Consider the following 14,648-nt stretch of genomic DNA (forward strand, 5'->3'; position numbering starts at 1 on the left):
TTAAACCCTATTAATTGATTTCTTAAAAAATTTAATACCAACTAGTATTAAGATTATAAACAAAGTAATAAAAAACACACTAGTAGAAATACTTTTTGTAACGGAAAAAATACTGGTTATCTTAACTGTAGTTTGTGTAAAATCAGGATAATTGTTCAACATTATTATAAACCCGATATTTTCTAAATAATCTGCAATTCCTGCTATAATGGGTAAAAGGCATAGATAAATTAATGATGTATTAAGTTTGTTTAATTTCTTAAGAAAATATGCCATTACTAAACAGTAAGAAACCCCAAAGAGTAATGGATACAGCATGTCTACAGGTATTTGACTGGTTAGATATGTTTCACGTCCATTGTTTCCAAGAGCACGGAACAATTTGTTTACATAATCGAAATCATATCCAGTTGGCATCATATCTAATAACTTCATTCCATTCGAAAACACCATTGTATTAGGAATTGTAACCATTAGCATAAAAGTATAGACTAGATTGGTTAGAATGAAAAGCACTAAAACTTTCTTTCCAGATAGGTGTTTCTCAATAATTTTATTCAAAGCTTCCGACTATAAGATTTACTATTCGTTTAATATCTCTATTATTTTGAACATGTTTAGATTGTTCTAATAATATATTCTGCTTTAATCAAATTTTATGATTATAGGTCTACGACATAATATTTAAGAAAAAATATAACACCGTAAAACAAAGTTAAATTAATTGTAACAAAAAGAAAACGAATTGATTTATTTAACTCAAATGTTCTTGAATTCCAAATCATAATTAGCAAATGAAATGGTATTAAAAAAAATTCTGCAATACTATTATAGTTTGTTACTAAACTCAATATTATTGATATAGGAACAAATATAATGGTCCATAAACTTACATTATAAATATTTAATATTAAATGCTCAAAAATGTTTTTCTTAAACTTTATGTATAGTAAAAAACTAAACATAGTGAGCAAGATTATATTCAATAATAAAACTGCAAAATGAGAAGAAACATTACTATTAACCGTTAGTCCCAAAAAATCATTGGTGAAAAAATGATTTATTATAAGAAATAAAGATGCAATAGTAAAGAATTGAAAAGGACTAAAATAATATTTCCTAAACCCATTCCAGTAGTTTGTGACTATTGTTTTGGGTTGACTTAATCTTATTTTCATATTCATAAAAAAAGATTTTTCTATTGAAAAAAAACTATCAAACAAACCCCAAAAAATGGTAAAACTAGTAACTCTATTCTCTTTAAAATATTGACCACAATTGGAGCAATATTTTTCTTTTATTTCATTAAAGCAAACTGAGCATTTCATATTAAATTACCTGTTTTAATTAATACTTTGTTTAAAGCAAACTCTTGTATTTACTCTTACAATTCTAAGGTTTCAATTTTCTCAAACAAGTCTGTTATAAGTTCCCTAGCAAAGCGAATAGAAAATTATATTGTTTTTTTCATTAGTACTACCCATTTAAAAATAGCAACTGTTGAAACCATTCATTTACTAAACTGTCTTTATTCAAATAAATTAAAGTAATCCAAATAGAATCATAAATACCATGTATTAAAACTAATAGTAATAAGTTCGTTTTGTTTTTATAATATAATGCAGCAAAAAATAAGCTACCAATCCCTACTCCTATTATTCCTGACAATCCTTGGTACCCATGAGAAATTCCAAAATAAATCGCAATTAATACTCCAGATAGTATCCATGCCTTGTTAGTATCTCCAAAGAGTTTTGCAAATTGTTTCATATAATACCCATGAAAAAGAAGTTCTTCACCAAACGCTGCAAAAACCCACATCATAGCCATCATTCCTAAATAGCTACCAAAGTTACCTCGAATATCATCTAATGAACTTAAATTATGGGCTCCTAAATAATATTGAATAATCGTATCGATTAAACCAGTAGCAAAAAAGAATATAACTGATATCCAAACACTATTTATTATGGTCTTCATATTTAATTTTTGCCCAATTCCTGCAAATGACCAATCCCATTTCTTTTGCCAAATAATAAATAGTGTAATACCTAATCCAAAAAAGTACCCCAAGTTTCTATCGACTAAAGATAAAAATGTTGCAAGTAGCATGACAATTACTACAGCATAAGGCTTTGCTAAATAATTAAATAATTTCGTTTTCATTTTTTATATTTTTATAATTGTTTTTTTTCTCCATTTGCGAATACCTGATAGTATTCTCCATTTTTTATTAGCAGGCCTTCCGATTTTTTAAAAGGCCAATTTTTATTATAATCTTTTGGGTGTTTAACATCGATAGCAAATACTTTTCCGTTGTATAATTTGGTGACGTTCCATTGCAATGTATGACCAACCACAACTGCTTTAGCATTAAATTGGTTAATTCCCTTTTCAACATCTTCTTGTGATAGATCATCTTTAAAATAACCTCTATACCAACATATTCCTTTTTTACTAGAGGTGATTAGTTGTTCAACGGTTTCTTCTGGTTTAGGAAAAAAAGCTTTGCGATAGTTGTTTCTATTAATACGATTGACCTCGTCTATACTAATATCATAATTTGCAAAATCTGGATGTATGCCTCCATGAGCAAAAAGATGCCCATTAATTAATTCTAAAGTATTTTTAGATGTCATCCATTTTCCTAAAAATGCGTTATCATCGTATAGGTTATGTTGCTGTTTTTCTAAAATTGACGCTACGCCATTATATTTATAAGCAGCAGATTTAAATTTCCCTTGTAAATTGTAGAGTTCATGATTTCCAATAATAAAATGGACATGTCCTCCTTGTTTTTTAGCGTCTTGCTCTAGTTTATAAATAAACCAAAGTACTTGAGTGGTAGAGAATCCTCTGTCCATAAAGTCACCAACCAATACAAGATGTCCTTTACCAAATGTCCAATTTAAATTGGTGTCAATTACTTTATTGCTCATAAGAAAGTCTCTAAATGCCTTATAACCACTCTCCATATCGGAAACAGCAAGAATAGGTTCCTCGTCAGAAAATGTAGCATTAGGGATTTCAAAATTAGAATTTAAGGTAAAATTGAAGGTGGAACCATCTAAAGGAAAATAACAGCTGGAAGGGATTTCTTGATTTATGGCAAATTCCTTTTGGTCGAGATAAAATCCATCTGTTTTATTTCCTTTAATGTAATTAACATGTAGAGTGCTGTCTGTTTCATAAAAAACATAAGGTCCTTCATTTTCTAAATGGATATTTAATGGATTGGTTCCATATTCGAAACTTCCGTTTAATGAAACTAAAGTAATAACTCCAATTATTAATAGAACAATTATGGTTCCTAAAATGTGTTTTAAATAACGTAAGATTCTTTTTTTCATTTTGATTAATTTTATGATGATGTTCGTTTTTTGATTGGAGCAAAAATATGTGCAAACCCTCCATGGCAAAAACATTTGGGATAGACACTGGCCGATGAGGGATATAAAACATTTCAAAATATATTAAAGTACTTTATCACTCTTAGAGGGCTTTATGTATTAAAAAAGAGGACGTTTATCCCTATTACTTAGTTATTTAATAGATTCTCCTAACTTTGCTGTATGATATATAGGATAGAAAAAAATAAAAATGCTCTAGTTATAATTGGTGTGATATCTATACTAATCCCACTATTATATGTAAGCTATAAAGTCTTTACTGCAGAAGGAAGCTCTGTAGCAATTTCATTAGATTTCAACCCAATTCTGGGATATACCTTGATTGCATATTATACGTTACTCATTGGAGTAATAATTGGATGTGTTATTTATTGGATTATAAGGAACATCAAATCCATTATTCGATTAAAGAATGAAAAATCAAAAACAGAATTGATGCATTTAAAAAGTCAGGTGAATCCACATTTCTTTTTTAATATGCTTAATAACCTTTATGGTTTAGTAGGTAAAGATTCTAAAAAAGCACAAAAACTTATTTTAAAACTATCAGATATGATGCGTTACAGTATCTATGATGGCGAAAAAGATACTGTTCTACTTTCTGAAGAAGTAACCTATTTAGAAAACTATATAGAACTTCATAAAATGCGTTATCATAAGGCAATTGATATACAATTCCATATTGAAATGAAGGATAGTAATTATGAAATCCACCCACTTCTTTTTATTATTCTTTTAGAAAATGCATTTAAACATGGTGTTGAAAATTTAAGAGAACATGCTTTTGTTCGAATACATTTAGAAGTCCATAACAATATCGTTAATTTTGAAATAGAAAATAATTTTGAAGCTAGTGAAGAAAATCATGAATCAGGAATAGGTTTAAATAATCTAAAACGAAGATTAGAGTTAGTATATCCCAAAAAGCATACGTTAACGATCTCTAAAGCAAATAATATTTATAATGCAAAATTGAATATAACACTATGATTAAATATTTAATAATAGATGACGAGCATATTGCTCACGACATTATAAAAGGATATTGTGATATGCTGCCAAATTTAGAATTTAAAGCAAATTGCTATGATGCTATTGAAGCTATTGACTATTTAAATAAACATGATGTAGATCTGATTTTTTTAGATTTAAACATGCCCAAACTAAAAGGTTTTGATTTTTTAAAGACACTATCGTCTCCACCTAAAGTAATTGTAACTACTGCATATAGTGAGTTTGCTATAGAAGGATATGAATTAAATGTTGTGGATTATTTATTGAAGCCTTTTAGTTTTGAACGTTTTTTAAGTGCTTTAAATAAAGTCACATCTTCTAATACAATAGTAAAAAAGGAAGCTAAAGGAAGCTTAAAACCGGAGGAAAAATATATTTTTTTGAAACAAAACAATAGTCATATTCAAGTAGATCTAGATACTATTTTGTTTATAGAAGCTTCTGGGAATTACACCAAAGTTTTTACTACTAAAGACGTTATAATTATCCGAGAAAAAATAACAGATACCATACAACTACTTTCAGATCATGATGTTATTCAAGTTCATAAATCATTTGCAGTTTCAAAAAAACACATTCAAAGAATTGAAGGAAATAGAATTTTTATTCAAGAGCACATGGTACCCATAGGAAAGCTTTATAAAGTAAATATCAATCAGCTTTTAAAATAAACTAGGTTAGTAACCAATAACCCCACTTCCCTACTACATCTGCAAATACCAAAGCTCCAGTTACCCGTAAATTGTGCTCTGCATCAACGCCAAGCTAGAACATCATTGGTCTATTGGATGCTTTTTAGAATGTAACTTTCAATCGCCTTGAAATCTTGTTGATTTGGCACATGCTTAGACTCATGCAGTAATACTGTTTCCTTGATGTTTGGAAATATAGCATTAGCTCTTTTTAGCAATTTCTTACCTGGAAACATGATGTCTTTTTCGGCTGCAAAAATGGTAATGGATGTTTTTATGTTTTGAGCACTTTGTTTAGGTATAGTTGGTAAAGGCGAAAAGTCCATGTTGCAATTCTGAAAAGTAGCAGACATAAATGTTAATGCAAAATCATCGTACTCCGTAAAAAGGACATCCAATACTTTTTTAATATAATCTTGATTATTGGTTCTTATGAACTTTTTTAACGGCATGAACATTTTAAAAAGACCTTTAAGAGGATTTCCATTAACGATATATACTGGTGCAATTAAGAAAATTTCTTTAATTAAGGTTTCACTAAACTCTAGCATTTTTAGACTAATGAAGCCACCAAACGAAAAACCAACTAGCGTGACTTGCTCTAGACCTAACTTTATAATGACTTCTGTAAGCCATTTGCCATATGCCATGGACTTCATGTCTGGTCTGTTTTCTGCACTTTTATTAGGTTGCGCAAGCACATCTATTGCATACACACAATACTTTAAAGAAAGGTTTGGAAAGGACTCTAAGAATTGAGGCGCGCAACCACCAGTACCATGAATGAGTACTAAAGGTGGAAGCTTGATATCTCCAGTAACAATGACATTTGTATTACCGAAAGCGGTTTCTATTAGCTTTTCAGTGTATGAAATATGGAGTTCTTTTAATTTTTGATTGTAGAGAGTTAAAATTTCCTCTTTTCCTTGTTGTGATTTGAAAAACATTTGCTGTTCTTTTTTTGATGGATTTCGTAAAGCCTATAGGCCTTGTTATTTTGTTACACTAAGCACTCAATTAGAGATTATTTTAAAGGTTGTAGACAACCTTATTTCAGAAACTCCAATCGCATGAAATATAAGGACCATATGCGCTTATTAGGCATACAACGATTGCAATGATAATTCCTATTATGGTTCTCATTTTTGACAGTTTTTTTGGTTGTCCGAAATTTATTCGGCATGGATTTTTTTTAAAAAAATACTTTAATTTTATGAATTGCTGTTGCAGTAAATTACAGGATATTTCCTGCTGCTTGTGCTTGAGCATCCTTTCGACGACCAATGAATGCGCCAATGAATAATCCCATACAAATTCCGAAGGAAATCCCTAACGACTTTTCGAAATGCTGACCTAAAAGAACGCCACCTACTACACCAAATAATAATCCGAAACTTACACTTAAATTAGTGTAATAGCCTTTGGTTATTAAGGAAAAATTTTCCTTTAAATACTTTTCAAATTTAGATAGTGCTTTGTTGAAAAACCTTTTCCTGTTCTTAGGATTTGATTTTATATTTAAATTCGCAAGTTCTGTTTCTATAGCATGCATTTCGTTTTCCGCGAGTGTTCTATCTTTCAATGCTTTTAGAATATGAAGGAACTTTTCATATACTTTCATTTCCGACTTCGTAGTTGCTTCTGTTTTTAAATTTTCAAAAGCGTTTTGTGCTTCTTGTAGTGTCATAATTTCTATTGTTTTCTTGGTTAGTGGCTAAAGACAAAAAATATTACATGTGACATCTGCTTTTTTTTTTAAATATTGTGAAAAACTCTATACATAAAGGCTTTTAGCTTCTTAAACTTTCAATATCTTTCATTAATTCTTCTAGTTTTTTGAATACTCGTCCGTAAACCATGTTTAAATCCCATTTATAAATCCGATCTCCAAAAAATGCTAGTAGCCCTAAAATTAGTACTACGATACTGATTCCTATTACTGGTATTCCAAATAATAAATAGGTGTCTGGAAATCCAAGAAGAATTTCATCGACAAGTCTTTCACCTAAAGGAACACCTTCTGCATCTTTAAACCAAAAGCCTAAAATCATAGATAGAAATATAATAGGATAGAAAACTCTTGATATTTTTATATTGACAGTTATCTGTTTATTTTTCCATTGATTAAATGCCTTTAAATATTGATAACTACTGGCTCCCAAATCTATTTTTTCTAAATCATTTAATAACCTCTTATTAATCACAACAAGTACTGAAAGTGTCACAAAAAAGATAATACCAGTAATTGGTATGCCTATAAAGAACGAGATTACTAAAAAGATAAATGAGAAGGCTACAATAGCAATCAAATTTATTTTAAACATGCGTTTAAACTTAGCAATGATATGAATGGATTTTTGGTTGTAAAGGTCATTTATTTTTGGTGCTACTAATGCATTACTTTTCAGAAACCCTTGTTTCCATATAGTTTCAATTGATCTTTCCATCTAATATTTTTTTAAGTCTCACTTTTATTCTTTTCACACGTACACCAATATTATTTGGGTTTGTTCCTATGATTTCGGCAATTTCCTTTTGCGATTTTTCTTCTAAATACAGCATGATAATGGCTCTATCTATTTCCGATAGTTTTCGAATGGCATCGTATAAAAGATTTAAAGATTCGTCTGAAAACGCGTAATTGTCTTCCGTTTCTTCAACGGTTATAGAATCTGACACAAAATGTTGTACGTTATTTTTCTTTTTCTTTAATAAAGTTAAACACACGTTTAATGAAATGCGATACACCCAAGTACTCCATTGTGATTCTTCCCGGAAGTTGTCTTTACTTCTCCAGATTTGCAAGCATACTTCTTGATAATAATCTTCAAAATCTTGTTGCGAGTTGGTATACGCGCGACATAACTTGATGATTATTCCTGCGAATGGCAAAATGGATGTTTTATAAAAATCGCTACTCAATAGTGCTGTTTTTATTGGTTAGTGGCTCGTTTTACTATTTATTACACTTTTATAAAAATAGTTATATTTTTTTGAAAAATTTCTAGGTGGTACCATATTACAATTGGATGGACATATTTCACTGCACTAGTAACTTCTAAGAACACTTCTTCTGCCTGTTTTAAAAGGCTTTCATTTTGTAAATGAAGCCCCTAAAGGTATCGCCTAAATTTTAAAAATTACCCAGCTTTTTATGTAGATTAAACGATTTCATTCCACATACTTTACTCCAGTAACTCTATTGTTGGAAGAAGTAGGGATTTATTTTTCGATTTACGCTTCTCTCCTATCGTTGTATATTCACTACTTTAATATTGTTAAGAGGAGTTCTAGCGTCTTGTTATATTATTGTATAATTTTAAAGAACTAATTTAAATTAGAAATATCTTTTACTACCCAATTTAAAATTTCATCCATTCCATTTTTATAGTTTTCCCATTTAGGAGTAATGTATATATCTGGTTGTACTCCATTACTTTTGGTATCTTGAAGTCGAAATAAGCGTTTAGAATATGTGATTAGCAACTTGGAATTTGGAAGATTAAATTGTCCCATATCCTGATATCCATTTGGGTTAGCTCCAGTTGGCTCACCTACTAATTTAGCATTTAATAATTGTTTAAATTGTATGGCATTTACCATCGCTGCCGAATATGTTTTTCTATTAATTAGCACATATACATTGGACTCCCAATTAATGGATTCACAAGCATTTAAATAGCTAGATAGAAGCAAGCCTTTAAAAAAATCGCCACCATAATTATCTCGTAAATCTATAATTAGATGTTCCGACTTATTTTCTTGAATAAATTGGTACACTTTCTTTGAAAAATTATTCATTTCCTCCTCCGAAGGATATGCTTTACACTTAATATAAACGGTTTTTGTGTTATTGAATGAAGAAAACCAAAGGTTTTTAAATTTTGAATCTTTTGGTTGCGTGATACTTGGATGCGTGTATTTTATTTTTTCATAATGGATACTATCTAATGCTTCAGATGTATATGCTTTCAATATAGTGGATTTGCTTACTCCTTTTGCATCTATAAATGTAAATTTTGTTTGTGCTGTATCTGTTGTAATGTTTAATGCATTTAATATTTCAGAAATAAGAATGTAGCTACACGTTCTATCTTTTAAAGAATATTGATTTTCAGTAAATGGGGTTAGTTTGGAAACTTTTTTATAAATGTATTCTACAGGAATATTATTAATGCTTTGCAATCTATTCCCTAGAAATTGTTCGTGCGATTTAGCAATATTCACTACTCTAAGATTGCCATTAAAATTAGAAAGAGTGATAGGATATTTAGTAAGGTTTTTATTCCATAATGGCACAGAAGTATGCCCATCTCCTTTACCACCACCAACTTTTTGCGTTATTCGCATGAGCGCGGTAATAATTTGAAAATCTGTTAAAAGCGGTAAGTTGTTCTTTAAGTTTTCAATTTCTGTTTCGAATTCCTTTTTTGAAATAGTATGGTATAAATTTATATGTTTTTCTTCTAATGTTTTATGATAAAAATCGATATCCGCTTTCCATTTATTGTTGTTTTGCGCATTACAAATGAATCCAAAAAGAAATATACACAATATTGATATCCAATTATTTTTCATTTTAGTTTGCTAATTTTAGTATTTGACTTAAAAATGCATAGGAGTTAAAACCTGGATTAGTTTGACTAATACTATATGAAAGCGTTGTTTTTGTTGTAGGGCAATATCCAACAAATGTGTTATAGAAGCCAAAATGGCCATAATATACGTTGTCATTCAAATGAAACTCATAAACACCTAATCCGTAACGGTTTTCATTCTTTTTTGTGAATTTAACATCGATCATCTTTGCTAAAGATTCTTTATTTATCAACTCGTAATTAAATAGTGATTTTATAAATATTGCTAAATCTGTATTTGTAGATACGAGCCCACCTCCAGCCCAATCGAATGAAGTATTACGTTTAGAAAAATTTGTGTTTTCAATATATTGATTGATTTGTCTAGACTGTGTTTTTGGCTCTTCATAAAATTCAAAAAAGGTGTTCTTCATCTCCATTGGTTCTAATATTCGATTTCTTATGGATTGTGCTAGTTTCGTTTTATCTAATTTTTCAATAATTAACCCTAACAAAACATAATTAATATCTGAATAATGCCAACCTGTATTAGGTGTAAAATGTGGTTCTTGATTTAGGTTAAATTGATTGTATAATGCTACAATAGATTTTGGTGTATATTGCTTATTTGGGTTTTGCATTATCATTTCAAAAAAAGCCTCTTCTTTATCGGTAAAAAGATCTGCTAAACCAGACCTATGCGATAATAAGTGTTCGATTGTAATGTCTTGTGCATATTTTATACCCTTTAGATTATGAAAGTTTTTAAAATTAAGGTATTCTATATCCTTTAAATAAGGAAACACTTTGTCATTTATACTGAGTTTCCCCTCTTCTTCCAGTTGAAGGATAATTGTTGACACAAAGAGTTTCGTACTACTTGCAATTTTAAAGGAACTATTCTTTGTTACCGGTTTTCCGTTATCCGTTTCTAATCCAAAACCCTCATTATATTTAAACCCTTTGCTTTCATTTTCTATATATAATAAAATACTATGTACAGGATTTTTGGAGTGATGGTTGATTCGATTTTTAATGCTTTCATTAATGGAATCCGTTTGTGCAAAAACCATATTTGATAAAAAGATTAAGCTTATTATTACAAGTGTTCTCATTATTCTCTATTTATTTTGTTCTATATTTTTTAAACATCATTTTCTATATTCTCTCTAAAGAAGTAGTATAATCGTTTTGTACCAAAACGTGGCGCAATATTATCTTCTGCCATTAGGGTTAAAAAGAACTCAATGGGTCCATAGGTTTTAGGCGATGTAAATGTGCGTAAAGTCCAAATTATAAATCGCCTTATCCAATCTGGTAAATGAATTATTTTTATAGGCTTTAGTAATGCATCTGAGGCCAACTCTGCGATTTCATTTAATGTGAAAATATCTGGGCCACCAACACTAATTTCATTACTATTGGTATGTATTGCTTGCAAACATATGGTTGCTAAATCCTCCCCATGAATGGGATTAAATTTCTGTTCTCCATTTCCAAAAAGATACACTTTTCCATTTTTAGCCATGTCTAAAAAATCTTTCATATCGGAAAAGAAACCATTTGGACGTATTACAGTAAAGTCTAGTCCTGAATTTTTTAACGCATCTACAAATTTTTCTTTAGCTTCAAAAATTTTAAGGTGCCTGTATTTATTTCCATTAATTGCTGAAACATAAATAAACTTTTTTACACCTGCCCTTTTTGCTTCATTTAATAAGTTCAAGTTCGCTTGATAATCAACATCCATATAGGTTAAACCATCTTTTTGTCGTGTAATACCTACTGCTGAAATTACTGTGGTTACACCTTTACAAACACCATGTAATGTATTTGGTTTTGTAACTTCAGCATTGATTATTTGAACGGTTTTATTTTCTAGTGCTTTTAGCTTATGAGGAGATCTTGCCACTAATTTAGTTGTCACTTGCTCTTGCGATAGCGACTTTGCTATATAACCACCTAAGTAGCCAGTAGCTCCTGCAAGTAAAACGGTATGTGAATTAGAACTATTCATTTTTTTACATTAAAAATTATTACCAACTAAATCCTAGCCCTACATTGAAGGTGACAGCGTCTCTTTCTACATCATTTTCTAAAAAGGCACGACCTAGTACTAATTTGGATTGCATATTCAGTGCGAAATTTTTCTTTTTATAAATTTCGTAACCCGAACTAGCCATTACTGCACATCCAAAATTCCAGTCATCATTAACATTGTCTTCTATATCGTAAAGCGCTGGTGCGTCTATGGCTAATCCAATCCCCCCATGAATCCACCAACGGTCTTTCACCCAATATTGTACTGATGGAATAAGCGCACCAAAGTGTCTGTCGTTGTCTTGAAATTCGTATATCATTCCTGGCATAGAGGCAGTAATGGCTAATTTATCATTTAGCATATATCCAAATTTAAATTCAGGGAAGCTTATGGCTCCTTGTGCTTTATCGAAAGTTTGCAAACCTTCACTATCTTCTATACTTATAATGCCTCCTCCGAGCGCAAATTCAAAAATAAAACCACTGCGTTGGAATAGCGTTTCATTATTGGAATTGTTTTGAGCAAATGCCATATTGGACATGAATAATAAGGTAAGAGCTATTCTTTTTAATAGCACTTGTTTTTTGATTGATCTCATAATTATTTATTTTTTGATTGTTTTATAATTTGATGCTGTACTAGTTATTGTGTTTTACTTAAAAAGTAAATCCTATATAAATGTTAGGTTCCAAGAGAAAATAGGTTTTCCACTGATTATCTATTCGTTTAAATTCTGCTGGTGTATTGGTGTCTATCATCCAATTTTGAAAATGAAATTGAGGTTCTATAAAGAATCGCTTTTTTTTACCAAAAGCAATGTGATACCCAACATGGTACGATGTGTAGAGCTTAAATCCATTTGCAATTTTTGTATTGTTTTCGTCTAGATACGTTTTGTATTGTGGTAAAACTTCGACTGTAGCAAATAACCCTTTCCAAAGCATTCGCTGATACGTAATTCCTATTCCAGTTTCTCTTACATATCCGGGATAAAATTCACTTTTAGAATCTATTTTGTCTTTTAATCCATCCCACCATTGTATTCCCATAGGTTGAAATAACCTCCAGGTAGCAAATTTTACACCAATACTATTTTTAGCATCTAATTTTCGCTTTACATGAAATTCAATGTGTTTCGTATTTGTTCTTTTTCCTCCTTTACCAATATTCCCTAGAATTATAGCAGGGAAGCTAAAGTTGTAATTATAATCGCTATGATCTGCTTTTGATAGTTCATTTTTACTTTGTGCGAAAATATTTATGGTACAAAAGCATAAAATAATTAATATACATTTTTTCATTTTTTGCTGTTATTTTATTGATTGAGATTTAATACATTAAAAAAGTTGATGCTAATTGTTGAATGGTATTAACACCAACTTATCGCTATTAATTATTTGAAATATATTGTTCAATAGCACTAGAAATAAGTGCTTTTACTTCTTCCCATTTGGATTCGTTGCCAGTAAACGTACCATCCATATTAGAGATAATAAAGTAACCTGAAGAACCATCTTTTTTTAATTGTATATGCGTGGAAACACCTAAACTATTACCACCGTGTACTAGGCTTCCATTTTTCATATACCAAAATAAGCCATGGTTTTCAGCAAAATCGGAAGGTACTAAGCCAGTTTCTAATTGCTCATGAAATAGCAAATCATAATATTCTTGAGAAAATAAAATAGAACCTTCTCCTCTAGCTCCTTTCATCATATCTAATAAATAGTTACTCATATCATCACTAGTACTATATAAGCCACCTTCCACATAGCCATGGTTTCCATATCTTGGAAATGGTGAGTTGGTGTTATAATATAGAGTTGCCATAGTTTGAAAATCAACAGCTTCAATATCAAAAGTTGTATTCGTCATTTGTAATGGATTGAGGATGTTATTTGCCACATAATCATCAAAAGATTCCCCGGATACATATTCAATAATATAACCTAACAATGAAGTAGCATCATTTGAGTAGGCCCAAACTTCACCTGGCATAGCATCTAAATAATTATCTAGATTATATAAATCGCCATCTGCATCAAAGATTTCTAATAAATAATCATCTAAATCGACTTGTTCCATTTGTTGCATACCTAGATTATTTACTAGAATGTTCCCAATATTAGTTGTTGTATCTTCTCCAAGGCGGATATAATAATTTGTTGCTATATATGTTTCGGGAACATCTACAATACCAGATGTATGCGTTACGAGATGCTTAATTTTAATCTTTCCAGTTGGTTGTTTTGGGTTATTAATGGTTATTGGTAGAAGATCATTTATATGCGTTTCTAATGTAAAAAGACCTTGTTCTATCGCTTTAGCAGCAGCAGCAGCAACAAAAGTTTTACTTACTGATGCCAAGTTATTTACGGTTTGATTGGTATAAGGAATTTGATTGGCTAGATTGGCATAACCAAAAGATTGATTAAAGGCTACACTATTACCTATATTTACATTTACTGAAAACCCAGGAACATCACTAGTAGTTGTTAAATTTTCTAAATATGTTGTTAACTGCTCAGAAGTTTCAATACCAGTTGGTGTTAGATCTTGAACAGTATCATCGTCATTAGTACATGAAGTAATAAAAGTGATAATTAATCCTATTATTATAATTGATACGTGATTTATTGTTTTCATAATTGCTTTTTTTTGATTGTTTTAGTTGATTAATAAGTTTTGTAGCATTATATTAAATTCAATGTTTTATTGATTTATAACATATTTACAGTGCAAATTTGAGGTATTACTAGTTTCTAATCGTCCTAGATTATAATTCAGGACGTTCGGAATCATGTTCTTAACTGTTTTATTTACATAGCAATACAGCTTGCATTTAAGGGGAAATGGTTTGGGCTTTACACTTAAAACGAAAAGTTTTGATGTCCTTATTTAGATCTTTTTTTGA

General features: G+C 30.1%; 15 protein-coding genes. 2 read left to right on the forward strand and 13 right to left on the reverse strand.

Annotated elements, in window-relative coordinates:
* From ACVC3Y_RS10340 to ACVC3Y_RS10350, 3 genes are all read right to left on the reverse strand, one after another.
* Entirely contained in the window at nt 1-561 is a 561-nt protein-coding gene (locus ACVC3Y_RS10340; protein ID WP_452226835.1) for a hypothetical protein, read from the reverse strand.
* Nucleotides 562-1,476: 915 nt separating this feature from the next.
* The gene (locus ACVC3Y_RS10345; RefSeq protein ID WP_452226836.1) at nt 1,477-2,166 is read right to left on the reverse strand and encodes a CPBP family intramembrane glutamic endopeptidase; all 690 of its coding nucleotides are present in this window, start codon (nt 2,164-2,166) and stop codon (nt 1,477-1,479) included.
* A gap of 11 nt (nt 2,167-2,177) precedes the next feature.
* Nucleotides 2,178-3,350, reverse strand: coding sequence for a metallophosphoesterase (locus ACVC3Y_RS10350; RefSeq protein WP_452226837.1), 1,173 nt, complete (start codon nt 3,348-3,350; stop codon nt 2,178-2,180).
* 222 nt (nt 3,351-3,572) lie between these two features.
* Here ACVC3Y_RS10350 and ACVC3Y_RS10355 point away from each other — a divergent pair, with 222 nt between their 5' ends.
* Complete coding sequence (locus ACVC3Y_RS10355; protein WP_452226838.1) at nt 3,573-4,400, forward strand: sensor histidine kinase; 828 nt, start codon at nt 3,573-3,575, stop codon at nt 4,398-4,400.
* Nucleotides 4,397-5,095 (forward strand): LytR/AlgR family response regulator transcription factor, encoded by a 699-nt coding sequence (locus ACVC3Y_RS10360; RefSeq protein WP_303423259.1) that lies wholly within the window; start codon nt 4,397-4,399, stop codon nt 5,093-5,095. Before ACVC3Y_RS10355 ends, ACVC3Y_RS10360 begins: the two co-directional genes overlap by 4 nt.
* A 110-nt stretch (nt 5,096-5,205) precedes the next feature.
* Here the strand turns inward: ACVC3Y_RS10360 and ACVC3Y_RS10365 are convergent, their stop codons facing one another.
* From ACVC3Y_RS10365 to ACVC3Y_RS10410, 10 genes are all read right to left on the reverse strand, one after another.
* Nucleotides 5,206-6,063, reverse strand: a complete 858-nt coding sequence (locus ACVC3Y_RS10365) for an alpha/beta fold hydrolase (protein WP_452226839.1) — start codon at nt 6,061-6,063, stop codon at nt 5,206-5,208.
* A gap of 287 nt (nt 6,064-6,350) precedes the next feature.
* Complete coding sequence (locus tag ACVC3Y_RS10370; RefSeq protein ID WP_452226840.1) at nt 6,351-6,803, reverse strand: hypothetical protein; 453 nt, start codon at nt 6,801-6,803, stop codon at nt 6,351-6,353.
* Between the two features lie 103 nt (nt 6,804-6,906).
* Complete coding sequence (locus tag ACVC3Y_RS10375) at nt 6,907-7,563, reverse strand: hypothetical protein (protein ID WP_452226841.1); 657 nt, start codon at nt 7,561-7,563, stop codon at nt 6,907-6,909.
* The gene (locus ACVC3Y_RS10380) at nt 7,547-8,038 is read right to left on the reverse strand and encodes an RNA polymerase sigma factor (protein ID WP_303423267.1); all 492 of its coding nucleotides are present in this window, start codon (nt 8,036-8,038) and stop codon (nt 7,547-7,549) included. Before ACVC3Y_RS10380 ends, ACVC3Y_RS10375 begins: the two co-directional genes overlap by 17 nt.
* A gap of 405 nt (nt 8,039-8,443) precedes the next feature.
* Nucleotides 8,444-9,694: a S41 family peptidase gene (locus ACVC3Y_RS10385; protein ID WP_452226842.1), complete on the reverse strand. Its 1,251-nt coding sequence runs from the start codon at nt 9,692-9,694 to the stop codon at nt 8,444-8,446.
* Between the two features lies 1 nt (nt 9,695).
* The gene (locus ACVC3Y_RS10390; protein ID WP_452226843.1) at nt 9,696-10,808 is read right to left on the reverse strand and encodes a serine hydrolase domain-containing protein; all 1,113 of its coding nucleotides are present in this window, start codon (nt 10,806-10,808) and stop codon (nt 9,696-9,698) included.
* 29 nt (nt 10,809-10,837) lie between these two features.
* Nucleotides 10,838-11,710 carry an SDR family oxidoreductase gene (locus tag ACVC3Y_RS10395; RefSeq protein WP_452226844.1) on the reverse strand — a complete coding sequence of 291 codons (873 nt, stop codon included), beginning with the start codon at nt 11,708-11,710 and terminating at the stop codon, nt 10,838-10,840.
* Nucleotides 11,711-11,729: 19 nt separating this feature from the next.
* Nucleotides 11,730-12,332 (reverse strand): hypothetical protein, encoded by a 603-nt coding sequence (locus tag ACVC3Y_RS10400; RefSeq protein ID WP_452226845.1) that lies wholly within the window; start codon nt 12,330-12,332, stop codon nt 11,730-11,732.
* Nucleotides 12,333-12,390: 58 nt separating this feature from the next.
* Nucleotides 12,391-13,035, reverse strand: coding sequence for a hypothetical protein (locus tag ACVC3Y_RS10405; protein WP_303423277.1), 645 nt, complete (start codon nt 13,033-13,035; stop codon nt 12,391-12,393).
* Between the two features lie 88 nt (nt 13,036-13,123).
* Nucleotides 13,124-14,380 (reverse strand): serine hydrolase domain-containing protein, encoded by a 1,257-nt coding sequence (locus tag ACVC3Y_RS10410; RefSeq protein WP_452226846.1) that lies wholly within the window; start codon nt 14,378-14,380, stop codon nt 13,124-13,126.
* Between the last annotated feature and the right edge of the window lie 268 nt (nt 14,381-14,648).

This window comes from Lacinutrix cladophorae (assembly GCF_053604645.1).

Coding starts and splice junctions, on each gene's coding strand:
- ACVC3Y_RS10345 (WP_452226836.1), bottom strand. CDS start 2,166: ATGAAAACGAAATTATTTAATTATTTAGCAAAGCCTTATGCTGTAGTA.
- ACVC3Y_RS10350 (WP_452226837.1), bottom strand. CDS start 3,350: ATGAAAAAAAGAATCTTACGTTATTTAAAACACATTTTAGGAACCATA.
- ACVC3Y_RS10355 (WP_452226838.1), top strand. CDS start 3,573: ATGATATATAGGATAGAAAAAAATAAAAATGCTCTAGTTATAATTGGT.
- ACVC3Y_RS10360 (WP_303423259.1), top strand. CDS start 4,397: ATGATTAAATATTTAATAATAGATGACGAGCATATTGCTCACGACATT.
- ACVC3Y_RS10365 (WP_452226839.1), bottom strand. CDS start 6,063: ATGTTTTTCAAATCACAACAAGGAAAAGAGGAAATTTTAACTCTCTAC.
- ACVC3Y_RS10370 (WP_452226840.1), bottom strand. CDS start 6,803: ATGACACTACAAGAAGCACAAAACGCTTTTGAAAATTTAAAAACAGAA.
- ACVC3Y_RS10375 (WP_452226841.1), bottom strand. CDS start 7,563: ATGGAAAGATCAATTGAAACTATATGGAAACAAGGGTTTCTGAAAAGT.
- ACVC3Y_RS10385 (WP_452226842.1), bottom strand. CDS start 9,694: ATGAAAAATAATTGGATATCAATATTGTGTATATTTCTTTTTGGATTC.
- ACVC3Y_RS10390 (WP_452226843.1), bottom strand. CDS start 10,808: ATGAGAACACTTGTAATAATAAGCTTAATCTTTTTATCAAATATGGTT.
- ACVC3Y_RS10395 (WP_452226844.1), bottom strand. CDS start 11,710: ATGAATAGTTCTAATTCACATACCGTTTTACTTGCAGGAGCTACTGGC.
- ACVC3Y_RS10400 (WP_452226845.1), bottom strand. CDS start 12,332: ATGAGATCAATCAAAAAACAAGTGCTATTAAAAAGAATAGCTCTTACC.
- ACVC3Y_RS10405 (WP_303423277.1), bottom strand. CDS start 13,035: ATGAAAAAATGTATATTAATTATTTTATGCTTTTGTACCATAAATATT.
- ACVC3Y_RS10410 (WP_452226846.1), bottom strand. CDS start 14,380: ATGAAAACAATAAATCACGTATCAATTATAATAATAGGATTAATTATC.